A 23,751-nucleotide genomic window follows, 5' to 3' on the forward strand; every position below is an offset into this window, starting at 1 on the left:
GGGTCAGAGGATTTTCTGGCCGGTCTTTTCCCAATCGGCCATGAAGGTCTTGAGCCCTTGTTCGGTCAACGGATGCTCTGCCATTTTCTTGATCACGGCGGGGGGGGCGGTCATCACGTCAGCGCCGATATGGGCGGCTTGAAAGGCGTGGTTGACGGTGCGGATCGAGGCCGCGAGAATCTGGGTCTCGAACCCGTAATTGTCATAGATCGTGCGGATGTCGGCGATCAGTTCCATTCCGTCGAGGTTGATGTCGTCAAGCCGCCCGATGAAGGGGGAAATGAACGTGGCCCCCGCCTTTGCGGCCAAGAGCGCCTGATTGGCCGAAAAGCAGAGCGTCACGTTGACCATGTGACCCTCGCCCGAGAGCACCTTGCAGGCCTTGAGGCCGTCCCAGGTGAGCGGCACTTTGACCGCGATATTGCCCGCGATGGCGGCGAGTTTGCGCCCCTCGGCAATCATCTCGTCTGCGGTGAGGGCTACGACCTCGGCGCTGACCGGGCCGTCAACCATTTCGGCGATCTCGCGTGTGACTTCGAGAATGTCGCGGCCTGATTTCAGGATGAGCGAAGGGTTGGTGGTCACACCATCCACCATGCCAAGGTCATTGAGTTCGGCGATCTGATCGGTTTCGGCGGTATCGACAAAGAATTTCATGGGTGGCCCTCTGTGGCGGGTTGGGTTTGCTTGGCGAAGCGTTTACCTCATGGGGACGTCCGCCGAAACCCCTCTTGCAACAGGAGCCGTCCGTTGACCCAAGCCTTGCCCGACTTTTACGACGAAGGGGCGTTGGTGGCGGTGCTGACGGCGCAGCCCTTGGAGGGGCCGCTGGATTATCTGGCCCCTGAGGGCGGGGTCATGGCCGGCGCCTTTGTCGAGGTGCCGCTGGGGCCGCGCAAGGTATTGGGTGTGGTCTGGGGGCCGGGACGGGGCGGATTTGACCTCAAGAAGGCGCGCAGCATCGGGCGGGTGCTCGACGTGGCCCCGATGCGCGGCGAGATGCAGGAATTTCTGCGCCGCGCGGGGGAATATACGCTGACGCCGCTGCCTGCGATGCTGCGGCTGGCGACGCGCGCGCCGGGGCTGAGCGACCCGCCCTCGATGCAGAAGATTTACCGTCTGGGCGAGGGCGAGCCTGCACGCCTGACCGATGCGCGGGCGCGGGTGCTGGAGGTCTTGCGCGATCATGGCGGACTGGGCTTCACGCTCAAGGAAGTGAGCGATCTGGCGGGGGTGACATCGTCGGTGGTCAAGGGGTTGGTGGCGCAGGGTGCCGTGCTGGAAGAGGACACGCCGCGCGATACGCCCTTTGCCCGGCTTGATCCCGACCTGCCCGCCAAGGCGCTGACCGAGGATCAGGCGGCGGCGGCAGAGCACCTGCGCGCGGGGCTGCGCGGGCAGGGATATGGCACAACTTTGCTGCGCGGTGTGACCGGATCAGGCAAGACGGAAGTGTATCTGGAGGCCGTGGCCGAGGCGCTGCGCCAAGGGGGGCAGGCGCTTGTCCTCTTGCCCGAAATTGCGCTGACGGCCGAGTTTCTCACGCGGGTCGAGGCGCGGTTTGGCGCGCGCCCGGCGGAATGGCATTCCGGTGTCACCATGACCGAGCGGCGGCGGGTTTGGAAAATGGTCGGGCAGGGGGGAGCGCAAATGGTGGTAGGCGCGCGGTCCGCGCTGTTTCTGCCGTTTCAGGATTTGCGGTTAATCGTGGTCGATGAGGAACACGACACCTCCTATAAACAAGAGGATGGCGCGCTCTATCATGCGCGCGATATGGCTGTCCTGCGGGCAAGCCTGTGTAGCGCGCGGGTGGTGCTGGCCTCTGCCACGCCAAGCCTTGAAAGCTGGGCCAATGCCGAAGCGGGGAAATACGAGCGGCTGGATCTGGATGCGCGGTTCGGCGTGGCGGTAATGCCGGAGTTGGCGGCCATCGACATGCGGGCTGAAACATTGCCGTCGAACCGCTGGATTTCGCCCAGCTTGCAGTCGGCGGTGAATGCGCGGGTGGCGGCGGGGGAACAGGCGCTCTTGTTCCTCAACCGGCGCGGCTATGCGCCGACCACCATTTGCCGCGCCTGTGGGCATCAGATCGGATGCCCACAGTGCGATGCGCGGATGGTCGAGCATCGGTTTCAAAAACGGTTGATGTGCCACCAATGCGGCGAGAGCGCCGCCATGCCCGAGGCCTGCCCGTCCTGCGGTGTGGCAGGCAAGCTCGCGGCGGTCGGACCGGGGGTGGAGCGGCTGGCGGAAGAGGCGGCGGCGCTTTTCCCGCAGGCGCGGATCGCGGTGCTGTCGTCGGATTTGTTCGGCTCTGCGCGGGCCTTGAAAGAGCAGATCGTCGAGATTGCCCAAGGGGCGGCGGACATCATCATCGGCACGCAACTGGTTGCAAAAGGGCATAATTTTCCGCTGCTCACCTTGGTGGGGGTGATTGATGCCGATCTGGGTTTGCAAGGCTCTGACCTGCGCGCCGCCGAGCGAACCTTTCAGTTGATGCGGCAGGTGGCGGGGCGTGCGGGGCGGGCCGAGCGGGCGGGGCGCGCGCTCTTGCAGACGTTCCAACCCGAGCATCCGGTCATTCGCGCCATTCTGGCCGGGGATGAGGAGGGATTCTGGCGTGCCGAGGCCGAGGGGCGCAGGCAGGCGGGCGTGCCGCCCTATGGCCGCATGGCGGGGATTATCCTCAGTTCCCCCGATATGCAGGCGGTGTTCGATCTGGGCGAGGCCCTTGCACGGCGCGATGGGCCCATTCGGGCGGTGGGGGCGCAGGTCTTTGGCCCGGCTCCCGCACCGATCGCCCGTATTCGGGGGCGCCACCGTGTGCGGTTGCTGGTCAAGGCCCCCAAGGGGGCGGCGTTGCAGGCGGCGGTGTCCGATTGGATCGCGCAGGTGCGGTTGCCTGCGCAAATGCGCCTGACGGTCGATATTGATCCGCAGAGTTTTTACTGACGCTTTCTTGAAAAGAAAGCGGGTTGAAATCTTTTCAAGATTTCGATTGGACCAATAGCGCAGCCTCTCGCCAAGGCGGCGACTTGGGCGTAAAGGGAAAATATGAAACCGCAATTTCCCCTGGGCAGAGCGCAAGAGCTGCCATTCTGGCGACGGCCTGTTACGCTGCTGTTCCTGATGGCCGCCGCGATGCCCGTGGCCTTCGCCACATGGTCGGCGCTGCTCAATAACTTTGTGATCGAGGTGGCAGGGTTCAACGGCTCTGACATCGGCTGGTTGCATACGGTGCGGGAAATTCCAGGGTTCCTGGCCATCGGGGTGATCGCGTTGATCATGTTCATGCATGAGCAGGTTTTGGCGTTGGTCGCCTTGCTGATCTTGGGGGTGGCGACTGCGATCACTGCGCATTTCCCGACACTGGGCGGGATCCTCACGATCACCATGCTCAGCTCCATCGGGTTTCACTATTTCGAGACAGTGAACCAATCGCTGCAATTGCAATGGCTGGACAAGTTGCGCGCGCCGCAGATGCTGGGCTGGTTGATGGCGGGCGGGTCGGCGGCGACGCTGGTGGCCTATGTGCTGATCGTGTTGACCTGGCAGGCGTTCGATCTGAGTTACAATTTGGTCTATCTCGTGTCGGGCGGCTTTACTGCATTGATCGCGGTGTTCTGCCTGATCGCCTATCCCCGGTTCGAGGCCCCCAATCCGCAGCTCAAGAAGATGGTGCTGCGGCGGCGCTATTGGCTCTACTATGCTCTGCAATTCATGGCCGGGGCGCGGCGGCAGATCTTCATTGTCTTTGCTGGCTTCATGATGGTCGAGAAATTCGGCTTTGAAGTGCATGAGGTGACAGCGCTCTTTCTCATCAACCTCGTGGTCAACATGATTTTCGCGCCCCTGATGGGCAAGGCGGTGTTTCATTTTGGCGAGCGGCGCACGCTGCTCTTTGAATACGCCGGGTTGGCGATCGTGTTTCTGGCCTATGGCGGCATCTACTTCTTTGGCTGGGGCGTGGTGCTGGCGGCGACACTCTATGTGATCGACCACATCCTGTTTTCGCTGGCTCTGGCGCTCAAGACCTATTTCCAGAAGATCGCCGATCCCGGTGATATTGCGCCCACTGCGGCGGTGGCCTTTACCATCAACCATATCGCGGCGGTGTTCCTGCCGGCGGCCTTGGGCTATCTGTGGCTGGTGTCGCCTGCGGCGGTGTTCGTGGGGGCAGCGGGGATGGCCATGGTCTCGTTCTCGCTTGCGCTGCTGATCCCGCGTCACCCCGAACCGGGCAACGAGACAGTGTTGTCGCGCTTTGTCGCCGCCCCTGCCGAGTGATTTATCCCCGAGAAGGACCATCAATGCCGACCTATACCGCCCTCACCACCCTTCCTGAAAAGGCCAACGCCGAAGCGATGGCCGAGGCGCTGGAGCATCTGGAACCGGAGCCGACCGGTATCGGATCATTCGAAATGGAGGATGGCTCGGGCCTGTGGGAAATCGGTGCCTATTTCGAGGAGGCCCCAGACGAGGTGGCGCTGGCGCTTTTGGCTAAGGTGCACGGGGCCAAGCCCTTTGTCATTTCTGAATTACCCGAGGTGGATTGGGTGGCCAAGGTGCGGCGGGACCTCACGCCCGTGGTGGCGGGGCGGTTCTTTGTCTATGGCAGCCATGATGCCGACAAGGTGCCCGAGGATTGCGAGCCGCTGTTGATCGAGGCGGCGATGGCCTTTGGCACCGGGCACCACGGCACGACGCAGGGCTGTCTCAAGGCGCTGGACCGGCTGGCCAACGCGGGCTTTGTCGGGCAGTCGGTGCTCGATCTGGGGTGCGGCACGGCAGTTTTGGCAATGGCCGCGGCGCGGATCTGGCCGGGCGTCATGCTGGCCAGTGATATTGACGCGGTGGCGGTCGAAGTGGCGAGCGCCAATGTGACGGCCAATGCGCTCGAGGGGCGGGTGGAGTGCATCGAGGCCGAAGGGCTGGAGCATCCCCGCCTGAGTGCGGCGGCGCCCTATAATCTGGTGTTTGCGAATATCCTGAAAGGCCCGCTGATTGCTCTTGCCCCTGGGATCACGGCGGCGCTGATGCCGGGGGGCAAGGTGATTCTCTCGGGTATTCTGAACGAGCAGGCAGATGAGGTGCGCGACGTTTATTGCGCGCTTGGAAACAGTGTAGAGTGCCGCGAAGAGATTGGTGACTGGACCACCCTGACCCTATCTAAAAGTCTATAAAAATGCGTCAGGATTGGGGCTGATCCGGAGCGCTGCCTTGGTTTTGCCACATTTCGGACGTACCTTCTCCTTATCGCGGTGGGGGTCGTGATAACGGGATGTCTCGATATGAGTGAAGCATTTCAAGGGTTCGACTCGCGCCTCAAGGCGATTGGCCGCAAGCGCACTCGATTGGCTCAGGGCTATGTCAGCAAAGTCGGTAAGGATGGGCTGATCATTTTTCGGCCCAAGCGCCGCAAGAGCGGACTTCCTCTGCGTGGGCTTCTGTATCTCGTGCTGGGCTTTACCTTTTTCAAGGCTGTGATCATCGCGCATCTGGGCGCGCCGCTCTATGCGGATCGGTTGGCGCAATTGGCGCAGGGCAGCATTGTGGAACAGGCAGGGGCCGTGGTGATGCAATCCGATCCGATCAGCCAGATGCTCTCGGCCTATCTGCGCCCGATCTTGCGCTGAGCGCCAAGTCTTTTACGCATGAAAAAACCCGCGCGGTGCATACCGGCGCGGGTTTATTGCTTGAAGCTCATGGCGAGATCAGATCTGGCGTGCGACCAGATCAATGTCACCACGGCTGAGGCCGATATCGTCGAGTTCGCGGTCCGAAAGACGCGACAGGGCGGCGCGGGTGGCGCGACGCTCGTTCCAAGTGGCAAGTACCGAGAATGCGCGGGCAAAGATTGCGCCGAAACCGGCGTGAGATGCGTGAGAGCGGGTGCTGTCGAGAGCGGCCATGATTTTATTCCTATTGAATGAGGGGACAGAGCGTGTCTGTTTCTGAGCCGCAGGTAATCCGCGCCTATCGTTCTCGCAAGTCGAGTTTATTGCATAGTTCTTATGCATTTTATGCATGGGTATAACAAGCCTTAAGCATATTGTTTTTAAACGATTTTAGATTTCACTATGGCCGCGTGCCAAGTGGATGCGCGACATTTCTGCAACGCAGCGATGGGAAAACAGGCGGTTTGCGAACGCGCATTCTGCTTGGTGCTTGTTCTCGTTTCGTGCTATTGCTGAAAAAAATCAAAACGAGCAGGGCAGCGAGATGCGGGTATTGGGGATTGATCCGGGGTTGCGCAACCTCGGCTGGGGCGTGATCGATGTCGAGGGCAGCAGGCTGAGCCATGTGGCCAACGGCATCTGTCATTCAAGCGGTCCCGACCTCGCGGCGCGGCTCTTGTCGCTCTATGAGCAACTCACCGATATTCTGCACCGGTTCGACCCGCAGGCGGCGGCGGTCGAGCAGACCTTTGTCAACAAGGACGGGGCAGGCACGCTGAAACTGGGTCAGGCGCGGGGCATTGCCCTGCTGGTGCCTGCGCAATACGGGCTGAGCGTGGGGGAATATTCACCCAACACGGTCAAGAAAACGGTGGTGGGCGTGGGCCATGCCGCCAAGGAACAGGTGGCGCATATGGTCAAGGTGCAATTGCCGGGCGTGGTGCTGGCCGGGCCGGATGCGGCGGATGCATTGGCGATTGCGATTTGTCACGCGCATCACGCGCGGTCCTCTGACATGCTGGCGCGCGCGGTGGCGAGGGCCAGCGCATGATCGGACGGGTTGCCGGGCGGATTGATTATCGCGGTACGGACCATGTTTTGATCGACGTGCGCGGGGTCGGCTATCTGGTCTATTGTTCCGAGCGGACGCTTTCGGCGCTGCCCGGAGTGGGCGGGATGACTGCTCTCTACACGGATCTGTTGGTACGTGAGGATCTCTTGCAGCTTTTCGGCTTTCCCACGCTCGTGGAAAAGGAATGGCACCGCCTGCTGATGAGCGTGCAGGGGGTAGGGGCCAAGGCGTCGCTGGCCATTCTGGGGGCGCTTGGGCCAGAGGGCGTGGGGCGCGCGATCGCGATTGGAGATTGGCATTCGGTCACGGCGGCCAAGGGGATCGGGGCCAAGACCGCGCAGCGCGTGGTCAACGAGTTGAAAGACAAGGTGCCGATGGTGATGGCGATGGGGGCGGCATCGCCTGCCGCTCCGCCTGCGCCGGATGCGGGCGAGGCGATTGAAAGCGCAGCGGTGGTCACACCCACCCCCGTCCCGCCCAGTCCCGGCGCACAGGCCGAAGCCCTGTCGGCGCTGACCAATCTGGGCTATTCCCCCGGCGAGGCGGCAAGTGCCGTGGCGCAGGTGGCGGGCGAGATGCCCGAGGGCACAACCTCCGATCTGATCCGCGCCGCCCTGCGGCGGCTGGCGCCGAAAGGGTAAAGCATGGCTGAACCGGACCCGACATTGCGCGGCGCGGCCCTGCCCGAAGATCAGGACCGTAGCCTGCGACCACAGGCGCTGTCCGAATTCATCGGGCAGCGCGAGGCGCGGGCCAATCTGGCGGTATTCATCCAGTCCGCCCGGCAGCGCGGGGATGCGATGGATCACACGCTCTTTCACGGCCCCCCCGGTCTGGGCAAGACCACGCTGGCGCAGATCATGGCGCGCGAATTGGGGGTGGGGTTTCGCATGACCTCTGGCCCGGTGCTGGCCAAGGCCGGGGATCTCGCGGCGATCCTCACCAATCTCGAGCGCAATGATGTGCTCTTCATCGACGAAATCCATCGCCTCAACCCAGCGGTGGAAGAGGTGCTCTATCCCGCGATGGAGGATTTCGAGCTGGATCTGGTGATCGGCGAAGGGCCAGCGGCGCGTACCGTGCGGATCGAGTTGCAGCCTTTCACGCTGGTGGGGGCGACGACGCGTCTGGGCCTTTTGACCACGCCTCTGCGCGACCGTTTTGGTATTCCCACCCGGCTGCAATTCTACGAGATCGACGAGTTGCACGAAATCGTGACGCGCAACGCAAAGCTCTTGAACATCCCCACCGACACCGAGGGCGCACGCGAGATTGCCCGCCGTGCTCGCGGCACGCCGCGCATTGCGGGGCGTTTGCTGCGCCGGGTGGTGGATTTCGCCGTGGTTGAGGGCGGCGGCAAGATCAGCCGCGCGCTGGCAGACAGTTCGCTGACCCGGCTTGGCGTGGATCATCTGGGGCTTGATGGAGCCGACCGGCGCTATCTGCGCCTGATTGCCGAGGCCTATCAGGGCGGGCCGGTGGGGATCGAGACCATCAGTGCGGCGCTGAGTGAGAGCCGAGATGCGCTGGAAGAGGTGATCGAGCCGTTTCTCCTGCAACAGGGCCTCATTCAACGCACCCCGCGCGGGCGGATGCTGGCGCAGGGCGGCTGGGCGCATCTGGGGTTGGCCGCACCGGGGCCGAAAGGGCAGAGTGATCTTTTCGGCAAGTGACGCGTCGGGGGCGGGCGTTGAAGGTGAGTATTTTCACCAAGAAGAATGACGGGTTTGCGAGACACTACTTGGCTTGATACATGGGCGCAAAAATCGGAGACCTGCCCATGACCGACCCCCTGACCTCTGACGAGATCGCGGCGCTGTTTACGCGTGCGGACGGCGAATTTCTCTTTGCACGCTGGGGGCGGCCCATTGTGCCGGTGGTGTTCGGCACCGATGACGCGACATTGAGCGTGGTCAAGGGCGCGGTCGAGGCGGTTGTGGCCGTGGCCGGGCATCAAATGGCCGAGACCGACCCGGAACTGGGCGCAAACCTCATGCTCTTTTTCTTTCGCGACTGGAAGGAGTTGCCGGAGGTGCCGGGGCTGGATCGGTTGATCCCGGACCTTGGCCCGCTGGTGGCGCGGCTGGAGGCGGCGGAGGCCAATCAGTACCGGATCTTCCGATTTGATCCGGCGGGGGCCATTCGGGCGTGCTTTGTGTTCCTGCGGATGGACGCGCATCTGAGTGCGGTGCCCGCCGAAACATTGGCGCTGAGCCAGATCGTGCAAAGCATGCTTTTGTGGTCGGACCGGGCGTTTCAGGACCGCTCGGCGCTGGCGGTGCTGCCGGGGGGCGGTGTTGTGCTGCGGCCCGAGATCGGGGCGCTGATCCGGGCGAGCTATGACCCTGTGTTGCCGCCGGTCAGCCAAGGCGCGAGCCACGCGCTGCGACTGGCGGCTCGGATTGGGTCGGGCGGCGCGCACTGAGCCTGCAAAGCGGCATGGCGAGGCGGAAACGGCTTGACCGAATCTGCCGGATTGGCCTTAGTGCCCTCATTATCTGGGGGATTGTATTATGAAGAGCGCTATTTGTGGGGTTGTGTTGCTGCTGGCCGGGGTATTCGCCGGGCAAGCCCAAGCGCAGGGGTGTGGCGGCAGCTACGTCGTACAGCGCGGTGACAGTCTCTCGCTGATTGCGGATAGCCAATACAAGGATGCTGGAAAGTGGACTGTCATCCACTCTGCCAACATGGATCAGATTGGCCAAAATCCGAACAATATCCGGGCGGGTATGCGGCTGCGGCTGCGCTGTATCGACGGTTTGCCCACCGGGCTGGACGGGGGAACCGTGGCCCCAGAGGCGACGCTTGCCGCCGCCGCGCCCTTGGTTGTGGCCCCCGGCAATGCCGCGACCCGGCGCAAGATCAACATTCTGACGGGGGGCGATTTCTGGCCATTCACGGATAAGGCCATGCCGAACGGCGGGATGCTTGCGGAGGTGGTGCAAGCCGCGATGGAGGCGGCCGCTCCGGAGCAGGGGTTTGCCATTCACTGGGTCGATGACTGGGCGGCGCATCACGAACCACTCTTGTCCAATGCGCTGCTGGACATCGGGTTTCCGTGGTTCAAGCCAGATTGCGAGAGTGACCCCGAGACCTATCGCTGTGCCAACTTGCTGTTTTCAGAGTCAATGTTCGAAGTGCTGATGCTGCTCTTTGTCGACAAGACGCGGCCCATGGCCTTTACCTCTGACGCCGATATTCAGGGCAAGACCCTGTGCCGACCGGCCGGGTATTCGACCTACATCTTCGACCAGCATGGACGTAACTGGCTCAAGAACGGGGTGATCACCCTCAAGACGCCCACATCGCCCGGCGATTGCCTGCGGCTGTTGGTGGAGGGAGAAGTTGATGGCGTTGTGCTGAACGAGTTTCTGGGGCGGGGCAAGATCAAGGAACTTGGGCTCGAAGAGCGTGTGGTCGTCGCCCAGGGGCAGCCGATTTCGGTCGATGGCAATCACATGGTCGTTCACAAATCGCATCCCGATGGGCCGGCATTGTTGGCCGTTTTCGAGAAAGGCTTGGCGGAGATACGTGCAAATGGAACTTATCAGAAGATCATCGACGCGCATATGAGCCGCGTCTGGGCGGGGTTCTGAGGCGATGCGGAGAAGCCTCACGGTTGCGCTGTTCGCAGCGGGCTTGCTTGTTCCTGGGGGGGCGCAGGCGCTGTGCGATGTGACCTACCGCGTTCAGCCCGGAGATACGCTCGCCTCGATTGCCGAGACGCATTACGAGGATGCCGAGCAATGGACCCTGATCTATTACGCCAATCAGGCGACACTGGCAGGGCAGGTTCAGTCGCTGGTCTCCGGGCGCGACATCTATATTCCCTGTCCCGCGGAGAACCCCGAGCCGGATGCCACACCGCTGCGGCAAAGCGGGGCGGAACTGACCCTGCTCACCGCCGGGGGGGACGTGCCCTTTGCCGATCAGGATTGGCCGGGCGGCGGCATGGTCACCGAGTTGGTCAATGCCGCGCTGGAGCTGAGCCCATCACCGGTGCCCTATGAAATTGTGTGGGAGCCGGACCGCAGTCAGCATCTAGGCCCGCTTTTGGGGCAAAAGCGCTATGATATGGGCTTTCCCTGGATCAAGCCCGATTGCAGCCTGACACCGGAAGACGACCTCTGCACCGCGTTTCACTTTTCCGACGCCTTGATGGATTTGCCGGTGATGCTGTTCCGGCGCGCTGACAGCGATTTTCGCTACACCGAGGATGCGGATATTCTGGGCAAGCGGCTGTGTCGTCCGGCGGGGCGTTTTACCCATGATCTCGACCGGGCCGACCGGCGCTGGCTGGTGGAGGGCAAGATCAGCCTGAACCAGCCCGGCAGCCCAGAGGAATGCTTTGCGCTTTTGATGGCCGGGGCGGTGGATGCGGTCAGTCTGGATGTCTTTGAGGGCGCGGCCAAGATCGTGGCTATGGGCCTGCGCGGTCAGGTGGTTCCGGTCGAACAGCCGCTGTCGCGCGAGGCGCTCTATGCGGTGATTTCCAAGACGCATTGGCGCGGCACGACGCATCTTTACCGGCTGAATGCGGGGCTTGCCAAGCTGCACGAGAGCGGGCGCTATGGCGAGATTGTCCAGCGGCATCTGGCGCTCTTTTGGGAAGCGCTGAAATAGGCTGATCGCTTTGGCCTGTGGCGGGTTGGGGTTAGAGCCCGTCGAAGGCGCAGAGGGTGTGCACGTCCATGCCCATATCTGTCAGCCGCTTGTGGCCGCCCAAGTCGGGCAGATCAACGACAAAGGCGCAGCCGGTGATGTTCCCGCCCAGCCGTTCGAGGAGCCGAATGCCCGCCGCCGCCGTGCCGCCTGTCGCCAGAAGGTCATCGACCAAGAGCACGCGTTCGCCGGGCTGAATGGCGTCATCGTGGATTTCAACCACCGCCTCGCCATATTCAAGCTGATACTCCTCCGAGATCACCGCGCCGGGCAGCTTGCCCTTCTTGCGGATCGGCACAAAGCCCACGGATAGCTGGTGCGCGATGGCACCGCCAAGGATGAAGCCGCGCGCCTCGAGCCCTGCCACCTTGTCGATGGGCTGGCCTGCATAGGGGTGCAGCATCTGGTCGATGGCCATGCGAAAGCCGCGCGGATCGGCAAAGAGCGTGGTCACATCGCGAAAGAGGATCCCCTCATGCGGGAAATCGACGATGGTGCGGATATAGTCCTGAACGGTCTTGAGGGGGGGCATGGCGTGGCTCCGGTTGGCTGCGGCAGGGTTGTGGCGCAGGGCGCGCGCAGGCGCAAGCGCTCAGTGCGTGGTGCGATACTGGGCGATGACCTCGGTCAGGGCGCTGATCGCCCAGAGGGTGAGGCCAAAGACCACGATGCAGAGAAGGAAATTGAGCGCCGATTGGGCAAGCCGACCAAACCGCCCCGCCGGATTGCCGAGAAAGGCGATCTCGGGCCGCAAGAGAAAGCGCGACGCGATATAGCCAAAGAGCAGCGCAGAGAGACCCCAGTAGGTGACGAGAATGATCGGCTGGTCATTGGTGCGCGCCAGATAACTGGCAAAGCCCACCACCAGAACCCAGCGGATGACCTGAAATATCTCATCGGTCAGCGCCTCAAAGCGGCGGCCCATGGCATAGCGCCAGTTTTGATCCGCGAGTTTGTCGATAAGATGGGTCATGCCCTTTTATTGGGCGTGACGCGCGCGGGCGTCCAGTGGTGTGACAGCCCGCGCGCGAAGAGTTGAGCGGTTGGCGATCAGCCCAGAACCCGCCCCGCCACCGCATCGAGCCGAGCCAGAAGCTTGGGGTCGCGTTTCTCGGGGGCGGTGATCAGGGCAAAGTCGAGCGCGCGGTCGCAGCCGTGCGGGCAGGGATCGCGCTCGGGGCCGAGCAGCGCAGGCAGGCGGCGCACCAGGTTGCGCCCCTTGTCGGCATTGCCGGTCAGGGTGGCGATGATGGCGCTGATATCGACCGCGCCGTGATCCGGGTGCCAGCTATCGTAATCGGTGATCATGGCAACGGAGGCGTAGCAGAGCTCTGCCTCGCGGGCGAGCTTGGCCTCGGGCATGCCGGTCATGCCGATCACGTCGCAGCCCCAGACATCGCGGTAGAGCTTTGATTCCGCGAGGGTCGAGAATTGCGGGCCTTCCATGGCCAGATAGGTGCCGCCCTCGTGCAGGGTGATGCCGGCATCGCGCGCCGCGACGGCGCAGGCTGCCGAGAGGCGCGGGCAGGTGGGATGCGCCACGCTGACATGGGCCACGCAGCCGGGACCGAAAAAGCTTTTCTCACGCGCAAAGGTCCGGTCGATGTACTGATCGACAAGCACGAAATCACCCGGTGCCATGTCTTCACGAAAGGACCCGCAGGCAGAGACCGAGATCACATCGGTCACGCCCAGACGTTTCAGGGCGTCGATATTGGCGCGGTAGGGAACCGAGGTGGGGCTATGCACATGACCGCGCCCGTGGCGGGGCAGAAAGGCCATCGGCACCCCGTCGAGCGTGCCGGTGAGGATCGCATCCGAGGGCACGCCCCAAGGGGTTTCCACCGCGCGCCATTCGGCCCTTTGCAACCCGTCGATCTCGTAGAGCCCGGAGCCCCCGATTACCCCGATCATTGTCTCTGTCATGTGCTGCTGTCCTGTCTGATGCCACTCGGGGTCATGGTTACGACGGTTCGCGGCAAATGAAAATGCCCGCGCGGGTCCGTGATCCGCGCGGGCTGCCCTGCCTGTCATCCCCGGCAGGCAGGTGCAATGGCGGCGAGCGTCAGCCCAGCATCGCCACGACCTCTTCGGTGGTCCAGACGGCGTTGGCCATGTAGCGGAAGTTGATCAGGGCGGCGAGATAGCCATCCCCTTCGGGCAGCATGGCGGCGGCGGTGGCGTCCTTGATCACCGCGACCTCAAAGCCCTGTTCCAGCAATTCGCGCATATGGCTTTCGGTGCAGAGGTTGGCGGACATGCCCGCGAGGATCACCTGATCGATGCCCTGTTTGCGCAGTTGCAGGGCAAGGTCGTTATGCTCTGGCCCATAGAGCTTGTGCGGCGAGGTAACGATGGTCTTGCCGTCGTTGATATAGGGTTTGTAGATCTCGAGGAAATCGGCACCCGAGCCTTCGAACCCTTCGAGCGACAGCGGATCCTTGCGGTCGAACATGCCGATCTTGTGCATCAGCTTTTCCAGCGCGCCTTCGAATTTCCAGCCGTGATCGCTCGGATAGTAGTAATGCGGTGACACGGCGACGGTGATGCCAGCGGCCTTGGCCGCCTTGAACAGGCTTTCGATATTGGCGACGGTGTTGTTGCGCTCGACGCTGGCACCGACCACACCCCAGGTCACGCCATTGGGGCTGAGAAAATCGTTTTGCGGGTCGGTGACGACAAGTGCCACGCGGGCGGGGTCGATCTTCATGTCGCTGGGCGGCAGGGCGGGTTCGGCGGGCTCTGCATAGGGATTGTCCTGCGCCCGTGCGCCGGTGGCGGCAAGGCCGGTCGCGGCGGCGGCAAGGGCCACGGTGCCGGTCAGCGCCTGACGGCGGGTGAGTTTCGGATCGTGGTCGTGGTCATGACAATTGCACATGGTCTCTCTCCTGAGTGGCGGTTGAATGGGGCGAGTTTGGCAGGCATCATGTGCCTTTGCGTCCCGAATACGTGGCGCGTGGCATTATTTCAGTGCCAATCCTGCCCTGTCCGTGGCACGCTGCACGCTATGCAGATCACAGAGACCCATGACCGAATCCTCAGCGAACTCGACATCCGTCCAGAGCCCTTTGCGCTCTGTGCGCTGGAGGGGATGTGCAGTCTCGGACTTGGGCGGGTGCCGGGCGCGACCTTGCATTATGTGCTGAGCGGAGAGGGGCATCTGAGCCTTCAGGGGCAAGCGCCAATTCCGCTTGCACCGGGGCGGCTGGTGTTGGTGCCGTCCTGTGCGCGCCATTCGCTGAGCCATAATGGCAAAGGCGCGACAGTGGTGCCGGAGTGCAAACCTGCGGGGCTCGATCTTGAGGAGCATGTGGCGCGCGGCGAGGGCGAGGGCACGATGGTGGTGCTTTGTGCGCGGCTGCATCTGGGACTGCGTGGCACGCATGGGCTGATTGATCTCATGCGTGCGCCGCTCAGTCTTGACCTGAATGCGGCACCGGGCGCCGCACGGGCGATGGAAACCTTGCTGGGCGAGGTGGCGCAGCAGAGAACCGGCGGGCGGGCCATGGTACGCGTGCTGCTCTTGCAATGCGTGATCGAGATGCTGCGCGGGCGGATCGAGGCGAGGGACCCGGCGGTTATGTGGCTGGGGGCGCTGGCCGATCCGGGCCTGTGGAGGGCGCTCTGCGCGATGCTCGATGATCCCGGCGCGCCTCATGCGCTCGAAAGCCTTGCCGAGGCGGCGGGCATGAGCCGGTCGCGATTTGCGGAGCGGTTTCAGGCCGCCTATGGGCAGGGTCCGATGGGGTTTCTGCGGGCGTTGCGGCTGGCGCGCGCGGCGCAGCTCTTGGTGGATCAGCGCATGCCGGTCAAACGGGTGGCGCAAATGGTGGGCTTTGCCAGCCGCAGCGCGTTTACCCGCGCCTTCGTCGAAGTCTGGGGACAGTCGCCGCGCGCCTTTCGGCTGGGACAAGAGCGGTGATCACGCGGGGGAACGGGCGCAGAATGTGACCATGTTGCGCCCCTGCGCCTTGGCGGCATAGAGCGCGCGATCCGCCTCTTCGAGCAATTGGGCAACGCTGAGGGTCTGACCCATCGCGGTGGCCATGGTCACACCGATAGAGATGGTGACATGCAGCGGGGGCGTCTGGGCTGCAACTGCGATAGGGGTTTGTGCAATCATAGCGCAGAGTCGGTCGGCGGTGCGCTGGGCGCGCCTGCGGCTGGTGGCGGGGGTCACGATCAGAAACTCCTCGCCGCCGATCCGGGCGAGCATGTCGCCGTCACGCAGGTGTGTGCGCAGGTGGCGCGTGACCGCGCAAAGAACCTGATCGCCCGCGGCGTGGCCATGGCGGTCATTGACCTGTTTGAAAAAATCGAGATCGGCCAGCATCACGGCAAAACTTTCGCCCGAAAGATGGCTGGTGTCGATCAGCCGTTGCAGAAATGGCAGGGCATAGCGGCGGTTATGCGCACCCGTGAGCGGGTCGAGCATGGCCGCGTTGAGCCCGTCGCGCAGTGCCGCGCGTAGACGTTCGGCGCGCCGCCTGCGGCGCAGTTGCGCCGAAAGGCGCAAGATCAGTTCGCGCGCGTCAGGGTGGCCAATGATCACGTCGTCAGCGCCCATATCTAGCAAGGTCACGCCAAGGGCCGCTGCATCGGCGTCGACCAACACGATAATCGGGCGGGCACGGCTGTGCGGTGCGGCCTTGAGTTCTGCCAAGAGGCGCAGGCCCTCTTCGGCCTCGGTCCCGGTGATTTGCAGCAGATAGACATCGGCCGGCGATTGCGTTTCCGAGAGCGACAGAGCGCGATCGGCGTCGATCACGGTCGTGACATGGGATGAATGGCGTGCGAGCAGGGTTTGCAGGCCATAGGCCCCGGCGCGGGTGCGGGCGATGAGTCCGACGCGGCCCGGCGCATCAAAGCCCGGAGGAGCCTCGGCAAAGCCCAGCGCCTGTGCGCCACCGAACTGCAGATTGAGTTCCTGTTCCCCATGATGCTGGCGCAAGAGATTCCGCAGGCGCGCGAGCAGCAGCGCCTCGGGGACCGGTTTGCTCAGGACGTCATCCGCCCCGGCGCTTAGGGCCGCGCGGCGTTCTGTCGGGCAGTCCGTCGTCTGCAGGACCATGACCGGCGTGGCCCTCGCCCCTTCGGCGTGGCGCAGTGCTGCGATGAACTCTGCCGCTGTGGCATCAGACAGGCGCGCATTGGCCAAAATCAGATCGGGGCGCTGTATGGCAACCAAGCGAAGCCCCTCCTTTGCCGATGCCGCCTGCACGACCTCGTAGTGGGCGTGGCAGAGTTTGACCTTGAGCACGATCCTGTTGGTCGCAAGATCGTCGACGATCAGAATTTTTCCTGACATGGACGCGACGCCTTTGCTCTTGCCCTTTACGATTGGTTCACTATCCATGGCAGAGGTTAAGAAAACCTTTCCAGAAATTAACCGGGATCACGATGCAGCAGGAAACCGCCGAAACGATTGCCTTGCAGGCGCTGGGCTGGCTCGCGGCGCAAGACGAGCTTTTGCCGGTTTTCCTCGGGGCGACGGGGGCGTCAGAACAGGATGTTCGTATGCGCGCCACCGAGCCGGAATTTCTGGGCGCGGTGCTGGATTTCCTGATGATGGACGATGCCTGGGTCGTGGGATTCTGCGATGCGCAGGGCTTGAAATACGAGACGCCGATGATGGCACGCGCGGCCTTGCCGGGCGGGGCACAGATGAGCTGGACATGAGCCGCGCCGACGGAATCCTCTTTGACAAGGACGGCACGCTATTTGATTTCCATGCCACATGGAGCGTCTGGGCGCATGGGGTCATTCACGATCTGTCGAAGGGGGCCCCCGATGTCATGGCACGAATGGCCCGTGAGGCGCATTACGATCTGGAGGCGCGGCGATTTCACCCAACCAGCCCGATCATTGCGGGAACCAACCGGGAAGCCGCCGAATGTCTGGGCCGCGCCTTGCCGGGCCGAGCCGTGGATGAAATCGAGGATCACCTGAGGTTGAGCGCCGCCACCGCACCGCTTGCCCCTGCCGTGCCGCTTGCCCCCTATCTCGAAGGTTTGGCCGCGCGGGGCCTGCGGTTGGGCGTGATGACCAATGACACCGAATACGGCGCGCGCGCGCATCTGGGCGCGGCGGGGGTGCTTGGGCATTTCGATTTCATCGCCGGGTTTGATTCGGGCTTTGGGGCCAAGCCCGCGCCGGGACCGCTCTTGGCCTTTGCGCGCGCCATGGCGCTAGAGCCTGCGCGTGTGATCATGGTGGGTGACAGCACCCATGACCTGATGGCAGGGCGCGCGGCGGGGATGCAATGCGTGGGCGTGCTGACCGGCACGGCGACGCGCGGTGACCTCGAGCCGCTGGCCGACATTGTGCTGCCGGACATCGGACATATCCCCGACTGGCTGACCGCATGAGGCACCATCCCCTGTTCGGTCTGGCGCTGGCGACGTTCGGCGCGCTGATGCTGACGCCCGATGCGCTCTTCATGCGCTGGTCGGGCATGGGCGGCTATCAGATGGTCGCATGGCGCGGGTTGATGATGGGCCTTGTTTTCCTGATCTTCTGGGCCACGACCTCGAGGCACAGGGTGCGCGATCTGGGGGTTCTGGTCAGTGGGTACGGGATTGGCATCGTGATTTGCCAATACGCCAATGCGACGCTCTTCAGCCTTGGCATCGCCAATGCGCCGGTCGCTGTCGTACTCTTCGCTGTGGCCACAGTGCCGATTTTCGCGGCGCTCTTTGCACGGCTCATCATCAGAGAGCCGACGCGCAGGGCCACATGGATCGCCATTGTCGTGGTCATGGCGGGCATCGCTTTGGCGGTCTTTGGCGGCGGACATGGGGATGTGACGCTGGACCGCGCCGCGCTCTGGGGGGCACTGGCGGGATTGGGCGTGGCAATGGTGCTGGCGCTGAATTTCGTGATCTTGCGGGCACAGCCGCAGGTGCCCATCCTTCTGGTGATCGGGTTGGGCGCGGTGCTGGCGGGGGCATCGGGCGTGATCGTGACCGGGCCTGCGGCCATGATGCAAGGTGAGGTCTGGGCGATTGCGATCTGTGGCCTTGTGATTCTGCCGGTGTCGTTTTTCTCTCTGTCGCTTGCGTCGCGCTATACCCATGCCTCGAATGTGAGCCTGCTGCTGTTGCTGGAGACGGTGCTCGGGCCACTCTGGGTCTGGCTGGGGACAGGCGAGGGGCCGACGCCGATGATGCTTTTAGGCGGTATGATCGTGGTGGTCACGCTGGCGATTTATCTCTGGCAGACCGGACGGCGGCGAATGGCGTTGCAATCGTGACCCGTGAAAAGCAAAAACGACAGCATACGTCGCTAAGCGGCATGTGAGGCTGCCCTGAGCGGTGTTTCGTGAGGTCAAACGAGCACCGGAGGGGCATCAGATGGCCGAAGATCTCAAACGCAGAACACGCAGTGGTGGGCGCGCAGGCGGGGTGGCGCGGCGCGGCAGCGCAGTCATCGAACAGATGCCGTGGAACCCGCCCCTCAACCGTGATCGGCCCACCGAACCGCTGACCGATGCGGGGGTGCTGGCGATTCACGATGGCGCGATGCGGATCCTTGAAGAGATCGGGATCGAGTTTCTCAACCCCGAGGCGGTCGAAATCCTGCGCGCGTCTGGCGGTTGCAAGATCAATGGCGAGAATGTCCGGATGGGCCGCGACTTCGTCATGGAGATGATCGCCAAGGCGCCCGAAAGCTGGACTATCACGCCGCGCAACCCGGACCGGACCATCACCATCGGGGGCAACCACCTGAATTTCGGGAACGTGTCCTCGCCGCCCTCTTATTGGGATATGAAGATCGGGCGCAAGGTCGCGGGCACGCGCGAGATGTGCCAGAACCTCTTGAAACTGACGCAGTATTTCAACTGTATCCACTTTGCTGGTGGCTATCCGGTCGAGCCGCAGGATATTCATGCCAGTGTCCGGCACCTTGACGTGCTCTATGACAAGCTGACGCTGACCGACAAGGCGATGCACGCCTACAGCTTGGGTGCCGAGCGGGTCGATGACGTGATGGAAATGGTGCGGATTGCCGGGGGTCTGACCCACGAGGAATTCGAGGCCAGCCCGCGCATGTATACCAACATCAACTCGACCTCGCCGCTCAAGCATGACTATCCGATGCTGGATGGCTGGATGCGTCTGGCGCGGCGCGGTCAGGGGCTGGTTGTGACGCCCTTTACACTTGCCGGTGCCATGGCACCGGTGACGATGGCCGGGGCTGTGGCGCAGTCGATTGCCGAGGCGCTCTGTGCCGTGGTTCTGGCGCAGCTCATCCGCCCCGGTGCGCCCTGTGCCATTGGCACCTTCACCTCTAATGTGGATATGAAATCCGGGGCGCCCGCCTTTGGCACGCCGGAATACATGCGCGCGACGCAAATGACCGGGCAATTGGCGCGGTTCTACAAGCTGCCGATGCGGGCCTCTGGCGTCTGTGCGGCGAACGTGCCGGATGGTCAGGCGATGTGGGAGACCTCGAACAGCCTCTGGTCTGCCGTGCAGGCGGGGGCGCATATGGTCTATCACGCCGCCGGGTGGCTCGAGGGCGGATTGATCGCAAGCCCTGAGAAATTCGTCATGGATTGCGAGATTTTGCAACAGATTCAGCGCTATATGGACCCGATGCTCTGGGCCACCGGACCTGACGAGATTGCCGTCGAGGCAATCCGCGAAGTGGGCGACAAGGGGCATTTCTTTGGCATCCAGCACACGCAGGACCGTTACACCACGGCCTTTTATCAGCCCTTCCTGAGCGATTGGCGCAATTACGAGGCCTGGGAAGCGGCGGGCGCCGTCTGGACACCGGCGCGGGCGCATCAGGTGTTTCAGGACATCATCGCAGGTTTCGAGGCCCCGCCGATGGACGAAGCGGTGCGCGAGGAACTGGCGGATTTCGTGGCGCGGCGTAAGGCCGAGGGCGGGGCACCGACGGATTTTTGAGGCAGTGATGTCGGCGTCGGTATTCTGTCGGTATCGCGTCGGTGCGTGATGACCTAACAGAGAGTCAGCCGCTGCGCGATGCCCTCGGCCAGTTCGTCGATCGACACGCCCGCCTTGACATGGCGCACGTTCGACTGGCTGAGCATCAGCTTGCCCAAAGGGAATGTCGCGCGAGGCGCTGAGGGTGATCTTCTGTTGCGTGGGTCTCATGGGATATCTCCGCGACGGGCCAGCCGGGAGCCTCTCTCCCGACCTCCAAACCCGTCACGGAAAACCCGGCCAACCTCTTACTCTAGGGTCCCCAGTGCCGCACGCTTGCCGCGTGTCCGCCCGCTATGCGGGACAAAACTGCTGTTGTGGGCAAACGCGACATAGGTAAGCTACTGTCAGCGAGAGTGACGAAGCATGATTAAGATCAGGGAAGCGATGGATGCCGATGCAGCTGAGGCGGTAAACACCCTTCGTCGCTCAATCACCGATCTCTGCGTTGCAGATCATCAGAACGATCCGGTCGAGATTGAAAGCTGGCTCAGCAATAAGACAGTCGAGAATTGGAGACAGTGGATCGCGCGAGATGACTCCGTGGTGCTGGTGGCCGAGCGGGACAGGAAGATTATAGGGGTCGGGATGGCCACCCTAAGCGGCTACATCCTCTTGAACTATGTCCATCCCGATGCCCGCTTTGGTGGCGTCAGCAAAGCTATTCTCTCAGGCTTCGAGGACGTCTTGCGCGCCCGTGGCATCCGGCGCTGCCGTTTGGAAAGCACCGTTACGGCCCAATCATTCTACGAAAGCTGCGGCTTCCGGTCAGAAGGCGGTGACGCGCTCCTGCTTGCGAAATCCTTGTAGTTTCGGGGCTTGCAAGGGCTCGAAGCTGGCTCTGACAGTGTCAGTGCGAAGCAGGTGGTCGCAGTAGCGACCACCGCCTCGCTATGCCGCTCGCTCCAACAACACCTTCGCCTTCCCCTCCATCACCAACCGTGCATCCTGCTGCGGCTTCGAGCGGGCCACCGCGGTGATCCCCTGCACGAAGTCGTACACGCTCTCGGGCGGGCGGCCTTCCTCGGCCAGCACCGTCTCGACGATCCGCCCCGTTTCCGCTTTTGAGAATCCGCGCTTGCGCAGGAAGTCCTGGCGGTCCTCGTCCGACCGCGCGACGATCTTCTCCCGCGCCGCTCGACCGAAAGTTCGCGAAATCTCTTGGAAACAGCAGGCGAGGCTTCAGGCTGTCGTGATAGCCCCCGATCTCACGCTACCGCACTTCGGGCAAAGTCGCCCTTCACCCCACCACCTTGCCATCCAGCCACCGCCGACAGCCCCGGTCCACCCCGGCGTGCAGGAGGAGCGTGAGCACTGCCAGCACGATCAGGGCCGCGAACATGAGGTCGATCTTGGCGCGGCCATTGGCCAGCAGCATGAGATAGCCCAGCCCCTTGGACGCGCCCACCCATTCGCCGATGATCGCGCCGATGGGCGCATAGACCGCCGCCAGCCGAAGCCCCGAGGCAAAACCGGGCAGGGCGGCGGGCACCCGGATATGCCACATGAGCCGCGCGCCATTCGCCCCCATGACGCGCGCGAGGTCGAGCCAGTGTGGCGGCGTGCGCATCAGCGCGTCGAAGAACGCCGATGTCACCGGAAAATAGATGATCAGGAGCGCCATCGCGACCTTGGACCAGAGGCCATAGCCCAACCAGAGGGTGAGAATGGGCGCGAGGGCAAAGACCGGGATCGCCTGGGAAAAGACCATCATCGGGCGAATGAGCCGCCGCGCAACGGGCGAGGCGGCGAGGCCAATCGCCGAAAGACCGCCCAGGATCGCGCCCAGGGCCAGACCGATCAACACCTCTGCCGCCGTGATCATGGCGTGATGGGCAATCAGCGCGCGGCTGGCCCAGAGGGTTTCGGCCACGCGCGCCGGCCCCGGCAGGATGAAGGGCGGCAAGGCCGCGAGCGTCACCAGCGCCTGCCAGAGCACCAGCGCAAGGGCTGTTGACGTGGCGATGGTGACAAGACGGCTCATGGGGCCGGGTATCCGGCGAGGGCCGCGTCGAAAAAGGCACGCTCCAGCCGTGTGGCGGTGACAAAGGCGGATTCTGCGGCGGCCTGGTCCTCGGGCGAGAGGGTGGGCCAGACCTGATCAAGCTGGCCGCGCAGATAGGCGACCACGCCCTCGAACCCCGGCCCGCTGTGCAGCGTGATCCATTCCCCGAACCAGAATGGCAGGCTTGCCGCCTTGTCCGCATGCGGGCTGGCCCAATCCAGATAGGTCCATTCCGCCACGCTAAGGACCGCGATCATCTGCGCATAGCGTCCTGATCTGGCAGCCGCGCGCATCAGGGCCTGAAACTCGGCCGTTACAGGATGCGGGGTGGCGGGCGGTTCGGTCGTGCCGCCCAAGGCCGCGATCGCGCGCAGGAAATAGGTGTTCTCCGGCCCGGAAATCAGCCCCAGAAACTGTGCGACCGGGATGGCATCGGGCAGGCTGGGCGCATGGGCGATGGCCGAGGCCAGGAGGCGCACGAAATCCTCGATGAAAAGGTAATCCTGTTGCAGATAGGTCAACATGCGCGTTTCGGGCAGGGTGCCCGCCGCAAGCTGATCGGTGAAAGCGTGCCGGGTGGCGGCCTGCCAATCGGTGGCCACAAGGGATTTGAGGTGGTCGGTGGGGCGCATCGTTGTCTCCGTTCAGGCGGGCGCGCGCAAGCGGGTCACGAGACGCCCCTGTGCGGCCAGAGTTTCAGGATCATCCACCGCGCGCGGCACCGGGGCCGCTGGGGGTGTCACATCCTCCAGCCCGGTTTCGGTCAGGATATGGATGGCATGGCCCATGCGCGCGGCCTCGGCCGGGTCATGCGTGACCATGAGCACCGTGCGCCCCGCCAGATGGGTGGCGGTCAGATCCTGCATCTGCGCGCGGGTGCGGGCATCGAGGGCTGAAAAGGGCTCGTCCAGCAGAACAATGGGGCGATCCTCCATCAGGGTGCGTGCCAGCGCCACGCGCTGTTTCTGCCCGCCCGAGAGCGCATGGGGCCGCTTGTCGGCATGATCCGCCAGACCAACCCGCGCCAGCATCTCGCGTGCCCGATCTATATCGCGCGGCATTCCACGCAACCGCGCGCCAAGTGTCACATTGCCCAGCACGTCAAGCCAAGGCATCAGCATGTCGCCTTGGGCCATCAGCGCCATGCGGCCCGGCAGGGGCAGCCCGTCCGAGGCGGTGATCGTGCCGCTGAACTCTGTCACCTCATCCACCCCGGCGATCAGGCGCAGCAGCGTGGTCTTGCCCACGCCCGATGGGCCAAGCAGGCAGGTGATGCGCCCTGCGGGCAAATCGAGACGCAGCGGGCCAAAGACCGACAGAGCGCCGATCCGGGCGCAACCATCGAGGGTCAGACTGGGCGGGGCGGTCATGCGCGGCCTC

At 63.5% G+C, this 23,751-nt stretch carries 26 protein-coding genes and 1 pseudogene; 16 read left to right on the top strand and 11 right to left on the bottom strand.

What is annotated here, in order from left to right; translation table 11 throughout:
• Window positions 1–3: 3 nt before the first annotated feature.
• Window positions 4–657 carry a fructose-6-phosphate aldolase gene (gene fsa / locus ROSMUC_RS06480; protein ID WP_037270837.1) on the bottom strand — a complete coding sequence of 218 codons (654 nt, stop codon included), beginning with the start codon at window positions 655–657 and terminating at the stop codon, window positions 4–6.
• A 105-nt stretch (window positions 658–762) separates the two neighbouring features.
• Here fsa and ROSMUC_RS06485 point away from each other — a divergent pair, with 105 nt between their 5' ends.
• From ROSMUC_RS06485 to ROSMUC_RS06500, 4 genes are all read left to right on the top strand, one after another.
• Window positions 763–2,952, top strand: a complete 2,190-nt coding sequence (locus ROSMUC_RS06485; protein WP_037271027.1) for a primosomal protein N' — start codon at window positions 763–765, stop codon at window positions 2,950–2,952.
• Between the two features lie 102 nt (window positions 2,953–3,054).
• Complete coding sequence (locus tag ROSMUC_RS06490) at window positions 3,055–4,287, top strand: MFS transporter (protein WP_037270840.1); 1,233 nt, start codon at window positions 3,055–3,057, stop codon at window positions 4,285–4,287.
• Window positions 4,288–4,310: 23 nt separating this feature from the next.
• Entirely contained in the window at window positions 4,311–5,183 is an 873-nt protein-coding gene (locus ROSMUC_RS06495) for a 50S ribosomal protein L11 methyltransferase (RefSeq protein ID WP_037270844.1), read from the top strand.
• A 108-nt stretch (window positions 5,184–5,291) separates the two neighbouring features.
• Complete coding sequence (locus tag ROSMUC_RS06500) at window positions 5,292–5,636, top strand: hypothetical protein (protein WP_037270846.1); 345 nt, start codon at window positions 5,292–5,294, stop codon at window positions 5,634–5,636.
• Between the two features lie 78 nt (window positions 5,637–5,714).
• Here the strand turns inward: ROSMUC_RS06500 and ROSMUC_RS06505 are convergent, their stop codons facing one another.
• The gene (locus ROSMUC_RS06505; protein WP_037270849.1) at window positions 5,715–5,912 is read right to left on the bottom strand and encodes a DUF1127 domain-containing protein; all 198 of its coding nucleotides are present in this window, start codon (window positions 5,910–5,912) and stop codon (window positions 5,715–5,717) included.
• Between the two features lie 310 nt (window positions 5,913–6,222).
• Between ROSMUC_RS06505 and ruvC the strand changes: the two genes are divergently transcribed.
• The 6 genes from ruvC (at window position 6,223) to ROSMUC_RS06535 (ending at window position 11,373) form a co-directional block, all read left to right on the top strand.
• Complete coding sequence (gene ruvC, locus ROSMUC_RS06510) at window positions 6,223–6,729, top strand: crossover junction endodeoxyribonuclease RuvC (RefSeq protein ID WP_037271030.1); 507 nt, start codon at window positions 6,223–6,225, stop codon at window positions 6,727–6,729.
• On the top strand, window positions 6,726–7,391 hold the full coding sequence (ruvA, locus tag ROSMUC_RS06515; RefSeq protein ID WP_037270852.1) for a Holliday junction branch migration protein RuvA: 666 nt from the start codon (window positions 6,726–6,728) through the stop codon (window positions 7,389–7,391). Before ruvC ends, ruvA begins: the two co-directional genes overlap by 4 nt.
• 3 nt (window positions 7,392–7,394) lie before the next feature.
• A complete protein-coding gene (ruvB, locus tag ROSMUC_RS06520) occupies window positions 7,395–8,423 on the top strand; it encodes a Holliday junction branch migration DNA helicase RuvB (protein ID WP_037270855.1) in 1,029 nt (342 codons plus the stop codon).
• Window positions 8,424–8,503: 80 nt separating this feature from the next.
• Window positions 8,504–9,175: a hypothetical protein gene (locus tag ROSMUC_RS06525; RefSeq protein ID WP_206018430.1), complete on the top strand. Its 672-nt coding sequence runs from the start codon at window positions 8,504–8,506 to the stop codon at window positions 9,173–9,175.
• Between the two features lie 88 nt (window positions 9,176–9,263).
• Complete coding sequence (locus ROSMUC_RS06530; RefSeq protein WP_037270858.1) at window positions 9,264–10,346, top strand: transporter substrate-binding domain-containing protein; 1,083 nt, start codon at window positions 9,264–9,266, stop codon at window positions 10,344–10,346.
• Between the two features lie 4 nt (window positions 10,347–10,350).
• Window positions 10,351–11,373: a transporter substrate-binding domain-containing protein gene (locus ROSMUC_RS06535; protein WP_037270860.1), complete on the top strand. Its 1,023-nt coding sequence runs from the start codon at window positions 10,351–10,353 to the stop codon at window positions 11,371–11,373.
• 31 nt (window positions 11,374–11,404) lie between these two features.
• On the opposite strand, the gene ROSMUC_RS06540 is transcribed toward ROSMUC_RS06535, so the two are convergent.
• The 4 genes from ROSMUC_RS06540 to ROSMUC_RS06555 form a co-directional block, all read right to left on the bottom strand.
• On the bottom strand, window positions 11,405–11,944 hold the full coding sequence (locus tag ROSMUC_RS06540) for an adenine phosphoribosyltransferase (protein WP_037270862.1): 540 nt from the start codon (window positions 11,942–11,944) through the stop codon (window positions 11,405–11,407).
• Between the two features lie 60 nt (window positions 11,945–12,004).
• Window positions 12,005–12,385: a hypothetical protein gene (locus ROSMUC_RS06545; RefSeq protein ID WP_037270865.1), complete on the bottom strand. Its 381-nt coding sequence runs from the start codon at window positions 12,383–12,385 to the stop codon at window positions 12,005–12,007.
• A gap of 77 nt (window positions 12,386–12,462) precedes the next feature.
• Complete coding sequence (locus ROSMUC_RS06550; protein ID WP_037270867.1) at window positions 12,463–13,338, bottom strand: S-methyl-5'-thioadenosine phosphorylase; 876 nt, start codon at window positions 13,336–13,338, stop codon at window positions 12,463–12,465.
• Window positions 13,339–13,477: 139 nt separating this feature from the next.
• Window positions 13,478–14,290: a cysteine hydrolase family protein gene (locus tag ROSMUC_RS06555; RefSeq protein ID WP_037270870.1), complete on the bottom strand. Its 813-nt coding sequence runs from the start codon at window positions 14,288–14,290 to the stop codon at window positions 13,478–13,480.
• 129 nt (window positions 14,291–14,419) lie between these two features.
• Between ROSMUC_RS06555 and ROSMUC_RS06560 the strand changes: the two genes are divergently transcribed.
• Entirely contained in the window at window positions 14,420–15,334 is a 915-nt protein-coding gene (locus tag ROSMUC_RS06560) for a helix-turn-helix transcriptional regulator (RefSeq protein WP_037270872.1), read from the top strand.
• On the opposite strand, the gene ROSMUC_RS06565 is transcribed toward ROSMUC_RS06560, so the two are convergent.
• A complete protein-coding gene (locus tag ROSMUC_RS06565) occupies window positions 15,335–16,720 on the bottom strand; it encodes a diguanylate cyclase (RefSeq protein WP_037271036.1) in 1,386 nt (461 codons plus the stop codon).
• Window positions 16,721–16,812: 92 nt separating this feature from the next.
• On the opposite strand from ROSMUC_RS06565, the gene ROSMUC_RS06570 reads away from it, so the two are divergent.
• The 5 genes from ROSMUC_RS06570 (at window position 16,813) to ROSMUC_RS06595 (ending at window position 21,176) form a co-directional block, all read left to right on the top strand.
• The gene (locus ROSMUC_RS06570) at window positions 16,813–17,091 is read left to right on the top strand and encodes a DUF3572 domain-containing protein (RefSeq protein ID WP_206018431.1); all 279 of its coding nucleotides are present in this window, start codon (window positions 16,813–16,815) and stop codon (window positions 17,089–17,091) included.
• Complete coding sequence (locus ROSMUC_RS06575) at window positions 17,088–17,780, top strand: HAD family hydrolase (RefSeq protein WP_037270874.1); 693 nt, start codon at window positions 17,088–17,090, stop codon at window positions 17,778–17,780. The genes ROSMUC_RS06570 and ROSMUC_RS06575 overlap by 4 nt, the downstream gene beginning before the upstream one ends.
• Complete coding sequence (locus tag ROSMUC_RS06580) at window positions 17,777–18,664, top strand: DMT family transporter (protein WP_037270877.1); 888 nt, start codon at window positions 17,777–17,779, stop codon at window positions 18,662–18,664. The genes ROSMUC_RS06575 and ROSMUC_RS06580 overlap by 4 nt, the downstream gene beginning before the upstream one ends.
• 100 nt (window positions 18,665–18,764) lie before the next feature.
• Window positions 18,765–20,327, top strand: coding sequence for a trimethylamine methyltransferase family protein (locus ROSMUC_RS06585; protein WP_037270879.1), 1,563 nt, complete (start codon window positions 18,765–18,767; stop codon window positions 20,325–20,327).
• Between the two features lie 405 nt (window positions 20,328–20,732).
• Window positions 20,733–21,176 (top strand): GNAT family N-acetyltransferase, encoded by a 444-nt coding sequence (locus ROSMUC_RS06595; RefSeq protein WP_052115268.1) that lies wholly within the window; start codon window positions 20,733–20,735, stop codon window positions 21,174–21,176.
• Between the two features lie 81 nt (window positions 21,177–21,257).
• Here ROSMUC_RS06595 and ROSMUC_RS06600 read toward each other — a convergent pair.
• The 4 genes and pseudogenes from ROSMUC_RS06600 to ROSMUC_RS06615 all read right to left on the bottom strand — a co-directional run.
• Window positions 21,258–21,506 (bottom strand): annotated as a pseudogene (locus ROSMUC_RS06600) (DUF932 domain-containing protein); the annotation flags it as partial.
• 100 nt (window positions 21,507–21,606) lie between these two features.
• Window positions 21,607–22,350, bottom strand: a complete 744-nt coding sequence (locus ROSMUC_RS06605) for an ABC transporter permease (protein ID WP_037270882.1) — start codon at window positions 22,348–22,350, stop codon at window positions 21,607–21,609.
• Window positions 22,347–23,003: a TenA family protein gene (locus ROSMUC_RS06610; protein ID WP_037270884.1), complete on the bottom strand. Its 657-nt coding sequence runs from the start codon at window positions 23,001–23,003 to the stop codon at window positions 22,347–22,349. The genes ROSMUC_RS06605 and ROSMUC_RS06610 overlap by 4 nt, the downstream gene beginning before the upstream one ends.
• A gap of 12 nt (window positions 23,004–23,015) precedes the next feature.
• Window positions 23,016–23,741: an ABC transporter ATP-binding protein gene (locus tag ROSMUC_RS06615; RefSeq protein ID WP_037270886.1), complete on the bottom strand. Its 726-nt coding sequence runs from the start codon at window positions 23,739–23,741 to the stop codon at window positions 23,016–23,018.
• Window positions 23,742–23,751: the final 10 nt, after the last annotated feature.

Source organism: Roseovarius mucosus DSM 17069, assembly GCF_000768555.3.
GTDB classification, from domain to species: Bacteria; Pseudomonadota; Alphaproteobacteria; order Rhodobacterales; family Rhodobacteraceae; genus Roseovarius; species Roseovarius mucosus.